The following is a 14840-nucleotide window of genomic DNA, read 5'->3' on the forward strand; positions in this document are numbered from 1 at the left end:
CTTCCTCTCCCCTGGTGGCTCCTTCGCGGAGCCACCGTTCTTTTGATAGATATCCCCGCGTCCTGCGCCGGGCTCTGACGCTGGCGGGCCTGCTCGCCTGTGGTGCGGCGACCGCGTCTAACCCGATCGTGCCGGGCTGGTATGCCGATCCCGAGATCCGCGTGTTCGCGGGGCAATACTGGATCTATCCGACCTATTCCGACCATGCCGGAAAGCCGGTCGCGCCGAGCCGCTTCACGCCCGCGCAAAAGGCCGCCCGACTGCGCAAGACGGTTCGCCCGTCCTATGGCATGCAGACGTTCTTCGACGCGTTTTCCTCGCCCGACCTGGTGCACTGGACAAAGCATTGCCGCGTGTTCGACGTGCAGGATGCGGGCTGGGCCGCCTATGCGATCTGGGCGCCGTCGGTGCTCCAGGCGAACGGGCGCTATTACATGTTCTTCAGCGCGAACGACATCCAGAGCGATGCCGAGCTCGGCGGGATCGGTCTGGCGGTCAGCGCGACGCCGGGCGGTCCGTTCAGGGATGCGCTCGGCAAGCCGCTGGTCGGCGCGTTCCATAACGGTGCGCAGCCGATCGACCCGTTCGCGTTCCGGGATCGCGACGGGCAGGTCTATCTCTTCTACGGCGGCTGGAAGCATTGCAACGTCGTCCGGCTGAGCCCTGACCTGAAGCGCGTCCTGCCGTTTCCCGACGGGACGATGTTCAAGGAGATCACGCCCCCCGGCTATGTCGAGGGGTCGTTCATGATCGAACGTCGCGGGGTCTATTATCTGATGTGGTCGGAGGGCGGGTGGACCGGGCCGGACTATAGCGTCGCCTATGCGACTGCGCCGAGCCCGACCGGGCCGTTCACGCCGAAGGGCAAGATCCTGTCGCAGGACCTGCGCATCGCGCGCGGCGCGGGGCATCATTCGGTCGTCAACGTGCCCGGCACCGACGACTGGTACATCGCCTATCACCGGCGGCCGCTCGACACCGATCGCGGCGAACACCGGCAGATCGCGGTCGACCGCATGGTCTTTGCCGCCGACGGTACGATCGAGCCCGTCGTCATGACCGATACCGGCGTCGCGCCGCGGCCGATCCGTGCCGGGTCAACCGCTTCAGGGCGCGACGAACATTCATCTGGGAGAGCGATGTGAGACACAGGGTAATCGCCGCATTGCGCGGCACGGTGGCGGCGGTCGCGTCGATCGCGCTCGTCGCACCGGTGCCGCTGTCGGCACAGGCTGCGGCCAGCGCCGACGCGCAGCCGTCGGTCGACCTCGTCAACCCGCTGATGGGCACCGATTCCGACTATACGCTGTCGTACGGCAACACCTATCCCGCGGTCGCGGTACCGTGGGGGATGAACTTCTGGACGCCGGTGACGGGCAAGCCCGGCAGCGGCTGGGGCTACACCTATGACGGCAACAAGATCAACGGCATCAAGCAGACGCACCAGCCCAGCCCGTGGATGAACGATTATGCCGCGTTCGCGCTGATGGCGACCACCGGCGCGCTGAAGGTCAAGGCGGACGAACGCGCCTCGTGGTACAGCCACAAGGCGGAGGAGAGCCGGCCCTATAGCTACAAGGTCTATCTCGCCGATTACGACGTGACCGCGGAGGTCGCACCGACCAACCGCGCCGCGCAGTTCCGCTTCACCTTCCCCGAAAGCGACGACGCGCACATCATCCTCGACGGCTATGCGGGCGGATCGATGGTGTCGGTCGACCCGGTCAAGCGCCGGATCACCGGCTATGTCCGCAACAATCACGGCGGCGTGCCCGGCAATTTCCACAATTATTTCGTCGCCGAATTCGACCACGCCTTCACGGTCAGCCGGACCTGGGACGATAACGGCCAGATCGCCGCGACGCCGGTGCGCGAGGGCGATCATGTCGGCGCGGTCGTCAGCTTCAAGACGCGCAAGGGCGAGCAGGTCGGCGTCAAGGTCGCGTCGTCGTTCATCAGCCTCGAGCAGGCCGAGCGCAATTTGCGCGGCGAGATCGGCGGCGATGGCTTCGAGCAGACCAAGGCGAAGGCGAAGGCGGTCTGGCAGCGCGAGTTCGACCGGATCGAGGTGAGCGATCCCGACATCGACAACCGACGCACCTTCTACTCAGCGCTGTACCGGATGCTGCAGTTCCCGCGGATGTTCCACGAGGTCGATGCCAAGGGCCAGACGGTCCATTACAGTCCGTATGACGGCAAGGTGCATCCGGGCTTTCTCTATACCGACAACGGCTTCTGGGACACGTGGCGCGCGGTCTTCCCGTTCTTCGCGCTGATGTATCCCGAGCGCGACAGCGAGATCATGCAGGGGCTGGTCAACACCTACAAGGAGTCCGGCTGGCTGCCCGAATGGGCGAGCCCCGGCCACCGCGACGTGATGATCGGGTCGAACTCGGCGAACCTGATCGCCGACGCGTATCTGAACGGCGTGCGCGGGTTCGACGTCGAGACGTTGTACGAGGCGATGGTCAAGAACGCGACGACCTCGCAAGGCCGCCCGGTCGACAAGAAGGGCGAGGTCGTCGGCGCGGTCGGGCGCGAGGGCGTCGAATATTACAACCGGCTGGGCTATGTGCCCTATGACGTCGGCATCAACGAGAATGCCGCGCGCAGCCTCGAATATGCGACTGCCGACTTCTCGATTTCGCGGCTGGCGAGTGCGCTCGGGAAGACCGAGGATGCGAAACTCTATGCCGCGCGGGCGCAGAATTACCGCAAGCTCTACGACACGCAGAGCGGGTGGATGCGCGGGCGCAACCAGGACGGCAGCTGGTCGACCCCCTTCAACCCGTATAAATGGGGCGACGCGTTCACCGAGGGCAATGCGCTGCATTACAGCTGGTCGGTGATGCAGGACGTGCAGGGGCTCGCCGACCTGATGGGGGGCAAGGACGCGTTCGTGAAGCGGCTCGATTCGGTGTTCACCACGCCGCCGATCTTCGACGACAGCTATTACGGGCAGACGATCCACGAGATCCGCGAGATGCAAATCGTCGACATGGGCCAATATGCGCATGGCAACCAGCCGATCCAGCACATGCCCTATCTGTATGACTGGGCGGGGGCGCCGTGGAAGACGCAATATCATGTCCGCGACGTGATGAAGAAGCTCTACGCGCCGACGCCCGACGGCTATCCGGGTGACGAGGATAATGGCCAGACCTCGGCCTGGTACGTGTTCTCCGCGCTCGGCTTCTATCCGGTCACACCGGCGGTCGGCCAATATGCGATCGGCAGCCCGCTGTTCCGCACCGTCAAGCTGACGATGCCGGGCGGCAAGAGGCTGACGATCGAGGCGGCGAACAACGGGCCGGGCAATGTCTATATCCAGTCGGCGAGCTTCAACGGGACGCCGCACGACAAGCCGTGGCTGACGCGCGAGGCGCTCCAGAAGGGCGGTACGCTGCGCTTCGTGATGGGGCCGACGCCGAACCGCAAATGGGGTGCGGCCAGCAGTGCTGCGCCCTTCTCGATGAGCGCACCGGTGGCCAAGCCATGAGCGGCGCGCGCTTCACCCCCCGCCGCCGCGACGTGATGACCGGCGCGGCGGCGCTCGCACTGACGACCGCGCTGCCCGGCGGGGCGCTCGCCGCGCCGCTGGCGAGCAAGCGCCCGCCGCGTGGCGAGCGTCGCTTCGTCAGCGCCGCGGTCGAGACCGAGATCGCGCGCGTGAAGGCGAAGATCGCCGACCCCGAGCTCGCCTGGCTGTTCGAGAATTGCTACCCCAACACGCTCGACACCACGGTCCGGCTGGGCATGGTCGACGGCAAGCCCGACGCGTTCGTCATCACCGGCGATATCGAGGCGCTGTGGCTGCGCGACAGCTCGGCGCAAATGCAGACCTATGTCCATCTCGCGCCCAAGGATGCGGGACTGCGCCGGGTGTTTGTCGGGCTGATCGCACGGCAGGCGCGCTGTATCCTGATCGACCCGTACGCCAACGCGTTCATGGACGATCCGACCGCGAAATCGAACCTGGGCGCGCGGACCGACCAGACCGAGATGAAACCCGGCGTCGCCGAGCGGAAATGGGAGATCGACTCGCTCTGCTACCCGATGCGGCTCGCGCACGGCTACTGGACCGCGACGCGCGACAAGACGCCGTTCGACGACCTGTGGGCGCAGGCGATGGTCCGTGCGGTCGCGACCTTCCGCGAACAGCAGCGCAAGGACGGCAAGGGCCCGTATCATTTCCAGCGGCTGAACGTCTCGCCGACCGAGACGCTGATGTTCGAGGGATACGGCGCACCGACGCGCAAGGTCGGGCTGATCCATTCGATGTTCCGTCCGTCGGACGATGCGTGCCTCTACCCCTTCCTGATCCCGTCCAACCTGTTCGCGGTGTCGGCGCTGCGCATGCTGGCGACGGTCCAGCGCGAGGCGCGCGGCGATACCGCGGGCGCGGCGGGCAGCGAGGCGCTCGCGACCGAAGTCGAGGCGGCGCTGCGCGCACATGGCCGGATGCCCGACGGGCAGGGCGGTGAGGTCTGGGCCTATGAGGTCGACGGCTTCGGCAATGCGATCTTCATGGACGACGCCAACGTGCCGAGCCTGTCGGGCCTGCCGCTGCTCGGCGCCGCGGACCGCGCCGACCCGCTGTTCCGCCGCACCGCCGCGCTCGCCTGGAGCGACCGCAACCCCTATTTCTTTGCGGGCAAGGCCGCACAGGGAATCGGCGGGCCGCATATCGGCCTCGACATGATCTGGCCGATGTCGATCGTCACGCATGCGATGAACAGCGATGACGACGCCGTGATCCGCCAGTGCCTGACATGGCTGAAAACGACGCACGGCGGCACGGGCTTCATGCACGAATCCTTCCACAAGGATGATCCGACGAAATTCACGCGCAGCTGGTTCGCCTGGGCCAACGGGCTGTTTGGCGAGCTGATCCTCGACCTCGAGCGGCGCAAGCCCGGCTTGCTCGCCGCGCGCTACTGACATGGACCCACGGGAGAGACACATGACCACCGCCAACCGCCGCCAGGTGCTCGCCACCACCGGGCTTGCCGGCCTTGCGGGCGTGCTGCCCGCCGCCGCTGCCACCGCGCAGGGCCAGCGCCCGACCGCGGGCAAGCCCGATCTGTTCATCGGCACGGGCGGGCACGGCCACACCTATCCCGGGCCGTCGCTGCCGTTCGGGATGGTCCAGCTCGGCCCCGATACCGACAACAGCCGCTGGGACGCGTGCTCGGGCTATCACCAGGATGACGGCTCGATCATGGGGTTCAGCCACACGCATCTGTCGGGGACGGGAATCGGCGACATGCTCGACGTCCTCGTCGTGCCGACGCGCGGGCCGCTGAAGCTGAAACCCGGTGCGCTCGACAAGCCGCAGGACGGCTATCGCCAGCGCTTCTCCGACGAGCTGGCCGAGCCCGGCTATTACCGCGTGAAGCTCGAATCGGGCGTGCTCGCCGAGCTGACCGTGACCGAGCGGACGGGGCATCACCGCTATACCTTCCCGCAGGGCGCGGGGCACATCCTGATCGACTTCGCGCACATGATCCTCGACGTCTGGGACAAGGGTGTGCTGATCGACGAGGCGTCGCTGGCGCTGTCGCCCGACGGGATGCTGACCGGCAGCCGCCGCGTCCACCGCTGGGCGAAGGGTCGGCGGATCCATTTCGCGATGCAGCTGTCGCGCCGTCCCGACCGGGTCGAGTTCTTCGGCGACGACGACACACCGGCACCCGCGGGCGCGAAGGCGATCACCGGCAACCGGCTGAAGGTCGCGCTGTTCTTCGACCAGGCGGGCGGCGAACCGATCCTGATCAAGACGGGCATCTCCGCGGTCGACGTCGCGGGCGCCAAGGCCGCGCTGGCGGGCGAGGCCCCTGGCTGGCAGTTCGACAGCGTGCGCCGGTCGGCGGCGCGGACCTGGCAGACGCAGCTCGACTGTATCCGTGTCGAGGGCGGCACGCCCGATCAGCGCACGATCATGGCGAGCGCGCTGTATCATACGTTCCTGTCGCCGACTCTCTTCACCGACCGTGATGGCCGCTATGTCGGGCTCGACCGCAAGGTGCACATAGCGGCGGCGGGCGACACCGCGTACAGCACCTATTCGCTGTGGGACACGTACCGCGCGCTGCACCCGCTGCTCAATCTGGTCCAGCCCGACAAGGCCGCGCAGTTCACGCGCGATCTGGTCCGCCAGACGATCCAGAGCCCGGCGGGTTCGCCGGTCTGGCCGCTCCAGGGTGTCGAGACCGCGTGCATGATCGGCTGGCATTCGGTGTCGGTGCTCGCCGAGGCGTGCGTGAAGGGCGTGAAGGCGGACTATGCCGCCGCCTGGCCGCAGATCCGCCGGCGCGCGTTCGACCGCAGCTTCCGCGATCTCGAAAGCACGCTCGGCCGCGGCTATTATTACGACCTCGGCTTCATCCCCGCCGACAAGGTCTGGGAATCGGTCAGCCGGACGCAGGAATATGCGTATGACGACTGGGCGATGGCGGTGCTCGCGGACGCGGCGGGCGCCTCCGCGGACGCGCAGGCGTTGCGCAAGCGCAGCCTCAACTATCGCAACGTCATCGATCCGAAGATCGGCTTCGCGCGGCCGCGTTTCGCCGACGGGACGTGGTGGGCGGACTATGATCCGATCCAGCTTGGCCACAACCCCGACAAGCACCGCGATTATACCGAGGCGAATGGCTGGCAGGCGACGTTCCTCAACCAGCACGACATCTATGGACTGATCGACCTGTTCGGCGGCGATGCCGGGTTCGTGAAGAAGCTCGACGCGCTGTTCGCGGCGCCCTCGACACTCCCCAAGAATGCGCCGCCCGACATTTCGGGGCTGGTCGGCCAATATGCGCATGGCAATGAACCCGACCAGCATGCCGCGTACATGTATGCCTATGCCGGTGCGCCGTGGAAGACGCAGGCGATGGTCCGGCGCCTGTGCACCGAGATGTACAAGGCGGATCCCGACGGCGTCATCGGCAATGACGATTGCGGGCAGACGAGCGCGTGGTTCATCTTCTCCGCGCTCGGCCTCTACCCGGTCGATCCGGTCAGCGCGGTCTATGTCTTTGGCTCGCCGCTGTTCGATGCCGCGGAGGTCGCGCTGGGCGGCGGGAAGACGCTCCGGATCACCGCGTCGGGCAATGGTCCGCAGGCGCCCTATGTCCAGTCGGTGCGGTGGAACGGCAAGCCCTGGACGAAGAACTGGATCGGGCATGCGGATCTTGCCCAGGGTGGCGAGCTCGCCTTCGTGATGGGGGACAAGCCGTCACGGTTCGGCACGGCGAAGGCGGATCGTCCGCCATCGTACCACCCCGGACCGCGCCCGACGCGGGCTTGAGGGCGACCGCGCCGCGCCGGGTGCTGCTGCACCGGGCGCGGCGCGGGGGTGCGTCAGCGGACGACCAGACGCGTATAGAGGTGCCAGGTCGCATAGCCGAGCCAGGGCAGCACGACCGCCAGCCCGATCGCGAGCGGGATCAGCCCGAGGACCAGCAGCCCGGCGACGCGCGCACCCCAGCCGAACACCGCACGCGGGTTGCGTCGCGCCGCCGCGAGCGAGGTGCGCAGCGCAAGGCCTGCATCGACCGGCTGATCGACCACCATCGGGAACGCGACCAGCGCGAAGACCAGCGTGGCGATCGCGAAGGGTGCGCCCGCCAGATTGCCGAGCAGGATCAGCGTCCACCCCTCCTGCGTGGTGAACAGGCGGCCCGCGACGTCGCCGATCCGCAGCGGCGCGGTCGCACCGAAGGTCAGGTCATAGACCGCATAGGCCGTCGCCAGCCATCCGACCATGAGGGCGGCGAGGCCGGCGGTGAGGATCGCGAGCGGCAGGCGGCTGCGCCCGTTGAGCGGATCGAGGAAATGCCACCAGCTCGAGTCGCGCCCCTCTTCACGGCGGCGCGCGAGTTCGTAGAAGCCCGAGGCGGCGGCGGGGCCGAGGATCGAGAGCCCGGCGACCAGCGGGAAGAACAGCGGGAGCAGTGGCGCGTTGTACGTCACCACCGCGGCGACCAAGCAGACGATCGGGTAGAGCAGGCCGATCACGATCAGGTCGCCGCGCTTGGCGAGAAAGTCCTTCCACCCCTCGGCGAGGGCCCAGCGCAGGTCGGCGGTGCCGATCTCGCGGATCTCGGGGATGGCGGGTGCTGGCGCGATGAAGCTGTGCGGATGGGTGGCCATGATCTGCTCTCCGTTCAGGGGGTGGCGTATATCCTCGTCATGCGGGGTATCGTTGGGCGGCGAGTCCGAACGGCTGGTTCAGCCGCACGATCGCCCAGTTGAGCCAGGCCGCAAAGCTGACCCACAAGAGATAGGGCGCGATCAACAGGCTCGCGAAGCGGTCGATCGGCCACAGCCCGACGACCAGCGCGACGAGCGACGCCCAGAGAAACACGACCTCGATCAGCGCCCAGTCGGGGCGCCGGGCGCGGAAGAAGAGCGGGCTCCACAGCAGGTGGAAGACCGCGTTGACCGCAAACAGCGTGACCACCTCCGCGCGGGTCGCGGCGTCGGGCGCGGCGGTCCAGGCGATCGACGCGGACCAAGCGGCCAGGCCGAGGATGATCGTCCAGGCGGGACCGAACAGCCAGTTCGGCGGCTGCAACCGCGGCTTGCGCAGCGTGCGGTACCAGGGGCCGATCGGCGTCATCAGTCCGCCGACGACGCAAAGCGCGATGGCGGCACTGCCGCTCACGACAATCGGGTTAAGCATCACATTGTCCATCTTGCCGAGTGTCCAATGCGTGTTACACCTTTGGCATGCGCGTGTCTTTCCCCTTTTCGGCGATCGTCGGTCAGGACGAGATGAAACGCGCACTGCTGATCGCGGCGGTCGATGCGCGGATCGGCGGGGTGATGGTGTTCGGCGATCGCGGCACGGGCAAGTCGACCGCGGTGCGCGCGCTCGCCGCGCTGCTGCCGCCGGTGCGCGCCGACCAGGCGGGGTATCAGGACGGAACGCCGCGCAGCGGGCAGGTGCCGGTGCCGTTCGTCGACCTGCCGCTCGGCGCGACCGAGGACCGGGTGGTCGGCGCGCTCGATCTCGAACGCGCGCTGGGGGCAGGGGTCAAGGCGTTCGAGCCGGGGCTGCTCGCGCGCGCCAATGGCGGTTTCCTGTATATCGACGAGGTCAATCTGCTCGAGGATCATATCGTCGACCTGCTGCTCGACGTCGCCGCCTCGGGCGAGAATGTCGTAGAGCGCGAGGGGCTGAGCGTCCGCCACCCGGCGCGGTTCGTGCTGGTCGGGAGCGGCAATCCCGAAGAGGGCGAATTGCGGCCGCAATTGCTCGACCGGTTCGGGCTGTCGGTCGAGGTTCGCACCCCGCAGGATCTGGACCAGCGCGTCGAGATCCTCCGGCGCTGCGACGCGTTCGAGCGGTCGCCGGCGGCGTTTGTCGAGCACTGGGCGGCCGACGAGCGCGCGACGCTGGCGGCGATCGCGCGGGGGCGGGCGGGGTTGCCGATGGTCGCGCTGCCCGACGCGGTGCTCGCCTTCGCGTCGCGGCTGTGCATCGCGGTGGGGGCTGACGGGTTGCGCGGCGAACTGACGCTGATGCGGGCGGCGCGGGCGCTCGCGGCGCTCGAGGCGGTGTCGGAGGTGACACAGGCGCATGTCGCGACGATCGCGCCGATGGCGCTGCGCCACCGGTTGCGGCGTAACGTGCTCGACGAGACCGGGTCGACCGCGCGGATCCTGCGCGCGCTGGAGGAGGTGGCGGGGTGACCGGGCGGGCAGCGGGGGCGCCGGATCCGCTGGCCGATGCGCTGATCGCGGCGCGGCTCTGTGCTGCCGATCCCTGGCTTGGCGGCATCGCGCTGCGCGGCGGCGGCGAGCTGCGCGATGCGGTGATCGCCGCGCTGCGGTCGCATCTGCCGGCCGATGCGCCGCTGCGGCGGGTGCCGGTCCATGTCGACGACGACCGGCTGTTCGGCGGGCTCGATCTGGTCGCGACGCTGGCCCAGGCGCGCGCGGTGCAGCGCGCGGGGCTGCTCGTCGAGGCGGCGGGCGGGGTGCTGGTGCTGGCGATGGCGGACCGGCTGTCCGATGCGGTGGCGGGGCGGATCGTCGCGGCGATGGACGGCGGCGGCGTCGGGCGAGCCCTTGTCGTGGCGCTCGACGACGGGGACGGTCCCGACGAAGGGCCGCCCGCGGCGCTGCTCGAACGGCTCGCGTTTCGCATCGACCTGCACGACGCGAAGCCCGTGGCGGCGATGCAGGACGATGCTCGGTTCGAGGACGCGGGCACGCCGCCGACGCCCGACGCGGTCCTTGCGACGCTGGTCGCGACGGCGGCCGCGCTCGGGATCGAGACCGCGCGCGCGCCGCTGTTCGCGTTGCGCGCGGCGCGGGCTGCGGCGCGGTGTGCGGGGCGCGATGCGATCGGCGACGAGGATCTGATGCTCGCCGCGCGGCTGGTGCTCGCGCCGCGCGCGACGCGGCTGCCGGCCGAGCAACCCGACGACTCGCCGCCGCCCGAGCCGCAGCCGCCTGACGCGCCGCCGCCGGACGCGGGGGATCGCGACCAGCCGGACGGAGAAACCCGGCCGCTCGACGACGTCGTGCTGGAGGCCGCGCTCGCGGCGCTGCCGAAGGATGTGCTGGCGCAGATCGCGGCGGGTGGCGTCCGGCGCGGCAGGACGCGCGCGTCACGCGGCGCGGGCGAGCGGCGTCGATCGCCGGCGCGCGGCCGGCCCGTCGGGGTGCGCCCGGGCGTGCCGGGCGGGGGGCAGCGCCTGAGCCTGATCGACACGCTGCGCGCGGCGGCGCCGTGGCAAAGGTTGCGGCGCACGGCGGACAGCGCGTCGCGGGTGCTGGTCCGCCGCGACGACCTGCGGATCCGCCGGTTCGAGACGCGCGCGGAGTCGGTCACGATCTTCGTCGTCGACGCGTCGGGATCCGCCGCGCTGTCACGACTCGCGGAGGCGAAGGGCGCGGTCGAATTGCTGCTCGCCGATTCCTATGTGCAGCGCGCGCAGGTCGCGCTCATCGCGTTCCGGGGCAGCGGCGCGACCGTGCTGCTCCCGCCGACCCGGTCGCTGGCACGCGCGCGGCGGTCGCTCGCCGAGCTGCCGGGCGGCGGTGGCACGCCACTTGCGGCCGGACTGCGCGCCGCGATCGACGTCGCCGATGTGGCACGCGCGCGCGGCCAGACGCCGTTCGTCGTCCTGCTGACCGACGGGCGCGCGAACATCGCCGCGGATGGGCGGGCGGTGCGCAGCGTCGCCGCCGCGGATGCGAGCGCTGCCGCCGCCGCGCTCGGCCGTGCGGGAATCGCTGCGGCATTCCTCGACATCTCCGCACGGCCGGGACCCGAGGGCGCGGCGCTCGCCGCGGCGATGCAGGCGCGCTATCTGCCGCTGCCGCGCGCGGATGCGACGCGGATGCACGCGGCAGTCCGCGCGGTGCAGCCCGCATGAGCGCGCCGCGCTGGAGCGTCGAGGGACGCGACTGGCCCAATCGCGCCACCAGCCGGTTCGTCGCGGCCGGCGGCCTGCGCTGGCATGTCCAGACCTTCGCGCCCGAGGCGCCCGAGGCCCGCGACGCGCCTGCGACGATCCTGCTGCTCCACGGCACCGGCGCGGCGACGCATAGCTGGCGGACGCTCGCGCCGTTGCTCGGCCAGCACTACCACGTCGTCGCGGTCGACCTGCCCGGGCATGGCTTCACCACCGGCCACCCGGTCGGCGGCCTGTCGATCGCGGGAATGGCGGGCGCGGTCGCGACGTTGCTCGGCACGCTGCAGGTCACGCCGCAGGTGATCATCGGCCATTCGGCGGGGGCGGCGATCGCGGCGCGGCTGGCGATCGACGGCAGGGCGTCCCCCGCGGCGATCATCGGGTTAAGTGCGGCGCTGCTGCCCTTTCCGGGGTTGGCCGCGACACTGTTCCCGACGATGGCGCGCGCGCTGTTCGTCAACCCGATCGCGCCGCATCTGTTCGCGCGGATCGCCCGCACCCCGGGCGAGACGGGTCGGTTCCTGTACCGGTCGACCGGATCGCGGATCGATGACGCGGGCGTGGCCTGTTATGCGGCATTGCTCGGCACGTCGGCGCAGTGCGCGGGCGCGATCGGCATGATGGCGGCCTGGGATCTGGTCGGGTTGCGGCGGGATCTGGCGCGGTTGAAGACGCCGGTGCTGCTCGTGCATGGCGACGCCGACCGGGCGATCCCGTTGTCGAACGCGCGCGAGGCGGTGGCGGCGGTCGGTGACGGGCGGCTCGAGGCGCTGCACGGGCTCGGCCATCTCGCGCATGAGGAACGCCCCGAAGAGGTTGCGGCGATCATCCGACCGTTCATGGAGGCCCGTATATGACCGGCGTTCTCGGCCTGCTCGACCTGATGATCGCGGGCGCGCCGGTCATCATCTTCTGCGTGTGGCAGCTCGTCTCGGTCAATCGGGCGATCGCGAAGGACCGGACCGCGAAGGACCGGTCGCCGCCGCCCGCCCCCGCTTCACCAGAAGGCGCGGGGCATCCGGTAGGGGAGCATCGACTGGACGATCGGTGATCGGAAGCGGCCGAGCGCGAGGCTTTCGTGCACGGCGCGCACCTCCTCGCCGAACAGCCGCGTGGCGAGCGCGGAACGGGCATAGAAGGGGGCATCGATCCATGTCTTCACCACGCGCGGGCGATGTCCCGCGTCGGCTCGCGTCGCGCGCTTGATGAGCCAGCCGGTCCGGGGCAGGGCCGCCGGGGCGGGCTGGACGACGTCGTGCCACCGGCCCTGCGCATCGAATTTGAGCGCGAGGTCGAACGGCGTGCCGTCGCGCCGTCGCCCTTCGTACAGCACTGCGACGTCGCTTTTGAGATGCGCGCGTGACCAGTGCCAGTCGTCGAACCCTGCCTCGAGCGGTTCGTCGCCGAAGTTCGAGTCGAAATAGCCGGGGCCCGACCAGCGGACGCCGGGATGCGTCATCGCGACCTCGACCTGGGCGCGCGGTGCGACCGGATGCCAGCGATGCCGCCCGCCCGGATCGAGCGCGAAGGCGGTGGTGCCGATCATCGCGGGGCTGACGCGGATCGTGCCGCGCACAGGGTAGGGCAGCGGCGCGGATCGCTCGCGGATCTCGATCACCAGCGTGTCGCCGTCCCAGCTGAGGCCGCTCGGGCCGACGACGAGATGATCGGTGCCCCGGTCGACGCGGTGCGCGGGACGTTCGGTCATCGCCCAGGCGCTGCCGCGCGGGCCGGTCAGCGCGACGTTGATCGCGCAGTGGTTTTCGGGGGTCTTCCGGCCGCTAAGCTTGTAATAGGGCGAGAAGACGCTGCCGATGAAGGCGATGATCGTCAGCCCGTGGGCGCCGTCCGCGCTGGTCGCGTCGACATACCACCAGGCATAGCCCTGGGCATCGACACGAACGTCGAAGCGTGGTCCCTGAGCAGGCAGTCGACGGCTAGCCGGCCGGAAAGCGCCGCCATCGGGACGCCCGCGCCGGGGTGGGTGCTCCCGCCCGCGCAATAGAGCCCAGGGATCCGAGTCCGGCTGCCCTGCCGGCGGAAGGACGCCGCCCACCCGTGCGAGGCCCGTCCATAAAGGGCTCCACCCGTCGAGGGACACAGTGCCTCGAACGCGTGCGGCGTCGTCATGACGGTCGAGGGCGCCAGATCGAGCGAAAGTCCCGCCTGCGAAACGCCCTCGAGCATGCGCCTCGTCCATGTCGCGATCTCCTCCTGGCTGGTGTCCGGTCCGTCGCCGGTGGGCGGCGCGTTGACGATGATCTGCACGCGTTCGGGGCGGGCCGGGGCGCGCCCGCCGCGGCGGTCGTCGTCGCCGCTGTCGCTGCGATCCTGCGCGCAGACATAGACGCTCGGCCGGGCGGCGGCGCGACCCGCCGACAGCGCGGCGAATTCTGCCGGATAGTTGTCCGAGAAGAAGACGGTGTGGCGGGCGAGCGGAAAGCCCTCGGCCTGCACGTGTCCGGTCCACACCATCGCGCTGAGCGATCGGTGCGCGGCTGGGACGGGGGCGACCGCGTGACGGACCGCGGCGCCGAACCGGCCGACGGCGATCGCGGCGGGATCGGCGTTGCAGATCACCGCCGACGCGGCGATGCGCTCGCCGTCCTCGAACATGACCCCGGCGGCGCGGCCCCGCTCGATGAGGATCGCGCGAACCGGCGCGCGGTAGCGGAAGCGGACGCCGTTCTGCCGGCCAAGCGCCTCCAATGCGAGTGCGAGCCGATACATGCCGCCGTCGATCAGCCACACGCCGCTCGCCTCGACATGCGCGATCAGCATCAGCGTCGCCGGGCACTGCATCGGCGATGCCCCGCAATAGGTCGCATAGCGCGCGAACAGCTGGCGCAGCCGCGGATCCGCGAAATAGCCGCCGAGCGCGTGCCACAGCGACGTATAGGGGCGCAGCGTGCAATAATCGCCAAGGCCGCGCAGGCCCATCCGCCAGCCCAGCGTCAGCGGCCCGGGGCGTGTCGCGTGGAGAAGGGGCTGGTCGAGCGCGGTGAACAGCCGTTTCGCCTCGGCCCGGAACGCGCGATAGCCGCGGGCATCGGCCGCGCCGGCAAAGGCGCCGATCGCGTCCTCGCTCGCGGCGGGATCGGCGAACAGGTCGAGGCGGGCGGGACCCCAGGCATGGCGGGCGAGCAGCGCGGCGGGGCGCATCGTCACGTGCCGGTCGAGCGTGTCGCCGCATGCCGCGAAGACATCCTCCATGACCGATCGCAGCGTGAACACCGTTGGTCCCGCATCGATCGCGTCGCCATCGACCGCGATCGTGCGCAGCTTGCCCCCCGGCCCGGGTTGCGCCTCGACGACCGTCACGGTGCGGCCCTGCGCGGCGAGCAGCGCGGCGCTGACCAGCCCGCCGACCCCCGCCCCGATCACCACCACGCCCGCATCCGCCACCGGCAT

12 protein-coding genes are annotated in these 14840 nt (G+C 69.9%); 8 read left to right on the top strand and 4 right to left on the bottom strand.

The window, feature by feature from the left end:
* Positions 1–14: 14 nt before the first annotated feature.
* The 4 genes from GV027_RS16870 to GV027_RS16885 are packed head-to-tail and all read left to right on the top strand — an operon-like array spanning position 15 to position 7306.
* Positions 15–1145, top strand: coding sequence for a glycoside hydrolase family 43 protein (locus GV027_RS16870; RefSeq protein ID WP_236559276.1), 1131 nt, complete (start codon positions 15–17; stop codon positions 1143–1145).
* Complete coding sequence (locus GV027_RS16875; protein WP_443029545.1) at positions 1142–3499, top strand: GH92 family glycosyl hydrolase; 2358 nt, start codon at positions 1142–1144, stop codon at positions 3497–3499. The genes GV027_RS16870 and GV027_RS16875 overlap by 4 nt, the downstream gene beginning before the upstream one ends.
* A complete protein-coding gene (locus GV027_RS16880; RefSeq protein WP_159512549.1) occupies positions 3496–4941 on the top strand; it encodes a glycoside hydrolase family 125 protein in 1446 nt (481 codons plus the stop codon). The genes GV027_RS16875 and GV027_RS16880 overlap by 4 nt, the downstream gene beginning before the upstream one ends.
* A 22-nt stretch (positions 4942–4963) precedes the next feature.
* Positions 4964–7306, top strand: a complete 2343-nt coding sequence (locus tag GV027_RS16885) for a GH92 family glycosyl hydrolase (protein ID WP_159512550.1) — start codon at positions 4964–4966, stop codon at positions 7304–7306.
* Between the two features lie 53 nt (positions 7307–7359).
* Here GV027_RS16885 and GV027_RS16890 read toward each other — a convergent pair whose 3' ends face one another.
* Together GV027_RS16890 and GV027_RS16895 are read right to left on the bottom strand one after the other, a co-directional pair.
* Positions 7360–8151, bottom strand: a complete 792-nt coding sequence (locus GV027_RS16890; RefSeq protein WP_107934391.1) for a DUF2189 domain-containing protein — start codon at positions 8149–8151, stop codon at positions 7360–7362.
* Between the two features lie 37 nt (positions 8152–8188).
* On the bottom strand, positions 8189–8683 hold the full coding sequence (locus GV027_RS16895; RefSeq protein WP_159512551.1) for a TspO/MBR family protein: 495 nt from the start codon (positions 8681–8683) through the stop codon (positions 8189–8191).
* Positions 8684–8730: 47 nt separating this feature from the next.
* Between GV027_RS16895 and GV027_RS16900 the strand changes: the two genes are divergently transcribed.
* Genes GV027_RS16900 through GV027_RS16915 form a run of 4 tightly spaced genes read left to right on the top strand, consistent with a single transcriptional unit; the run spans position 8731 to position 12480 of the window.
* Positions 8731–9696 carry an ATP-binding protein gene (locus GV027_RS16900; RefSeq protein ID WP_159512552.1) on the top strand — a complete coding sequence of 322 codons (966 nt, stop codon included), beginning with the start codon at positions 8731–8733 and terminating at the stop codon, positions 9694–9696.
* A complete protein-coding gene (locus tag GV027_RS16905) occupies positions 9693–11390 on the top strand; it encodes a magnesium chelatase subunit D (RefSeq protein WP_236559277.1) in 1698 nt (565 codons plus the stop codon). The genes GV027_RS16900 and GV027_RS16905 overlap by 4 nt, the downstream gene beginning before the upstream one ends.
* Positions 11387–12286, top strand: coding sequence for an alpha/beta fold hydrolase BchO (bchO, locus tag GV027_RS16910; protein WP_159512553.1), 900 nt, complete (start codon positions 11387–11389; stop codon positions 12284–12286). Before GV027_RS16905 ends, bchO begins: the two co-directional genes overlap by 4 nt.
* Entirely contained in the window at positions 12283–12480 is a 198-nt protein-coding gene (locus GV027_RS16915; protein WP_159512554.1) for a hypothetical protein, read from the top strand. Before bchO ends, GV027_RS16915 begins: the two co-directional genes overlap by 4 nt.
* Here GV027_RS16915 and GV027_RS16920 read toward each other — a convergent pair.
* Positions 12427–13359: a hydratase gene (locus GV027_RS16920; protein ID WP_328799501.1), complete on the bottom strand. Its 933-nt coding sequence runs from the start codon at positions 13357–13359 to the stop codon at positions 12427–12429. The two genes, GV027_RS16915 and GV027_RS16920, sit on opposite strands and share 54 nt — an antisense overlap.
* Entirely contained in the window at positions 13260–14834 is a 1575-nt protein-coding gene (gene crtD / locus GV027_RS16925; RefSeq protein ID WP_236559278.1) for a 1-hydroxycarotenoid 3,4-desaturase CrtD, read from the bottom strand. The genes GV027_RS16920 and crtD overlap by 100 nt, the downstream gene beginning before the upstream one ends.
* Positions 14835–14840: the final 6 nt, after the last annotated feature.

Source organism: Sphingomonas sp. T1 (assembly GCF_902506585.1).
In the GTDB taxonomy this organism is placed as follows: domain Bacteria; phylum Pseudomonadota; class Alphaproteobacteria; order Sphingomonadales; family Sphingomonadaceae; genus Sphingomonas; species Sphingomonas aerolata.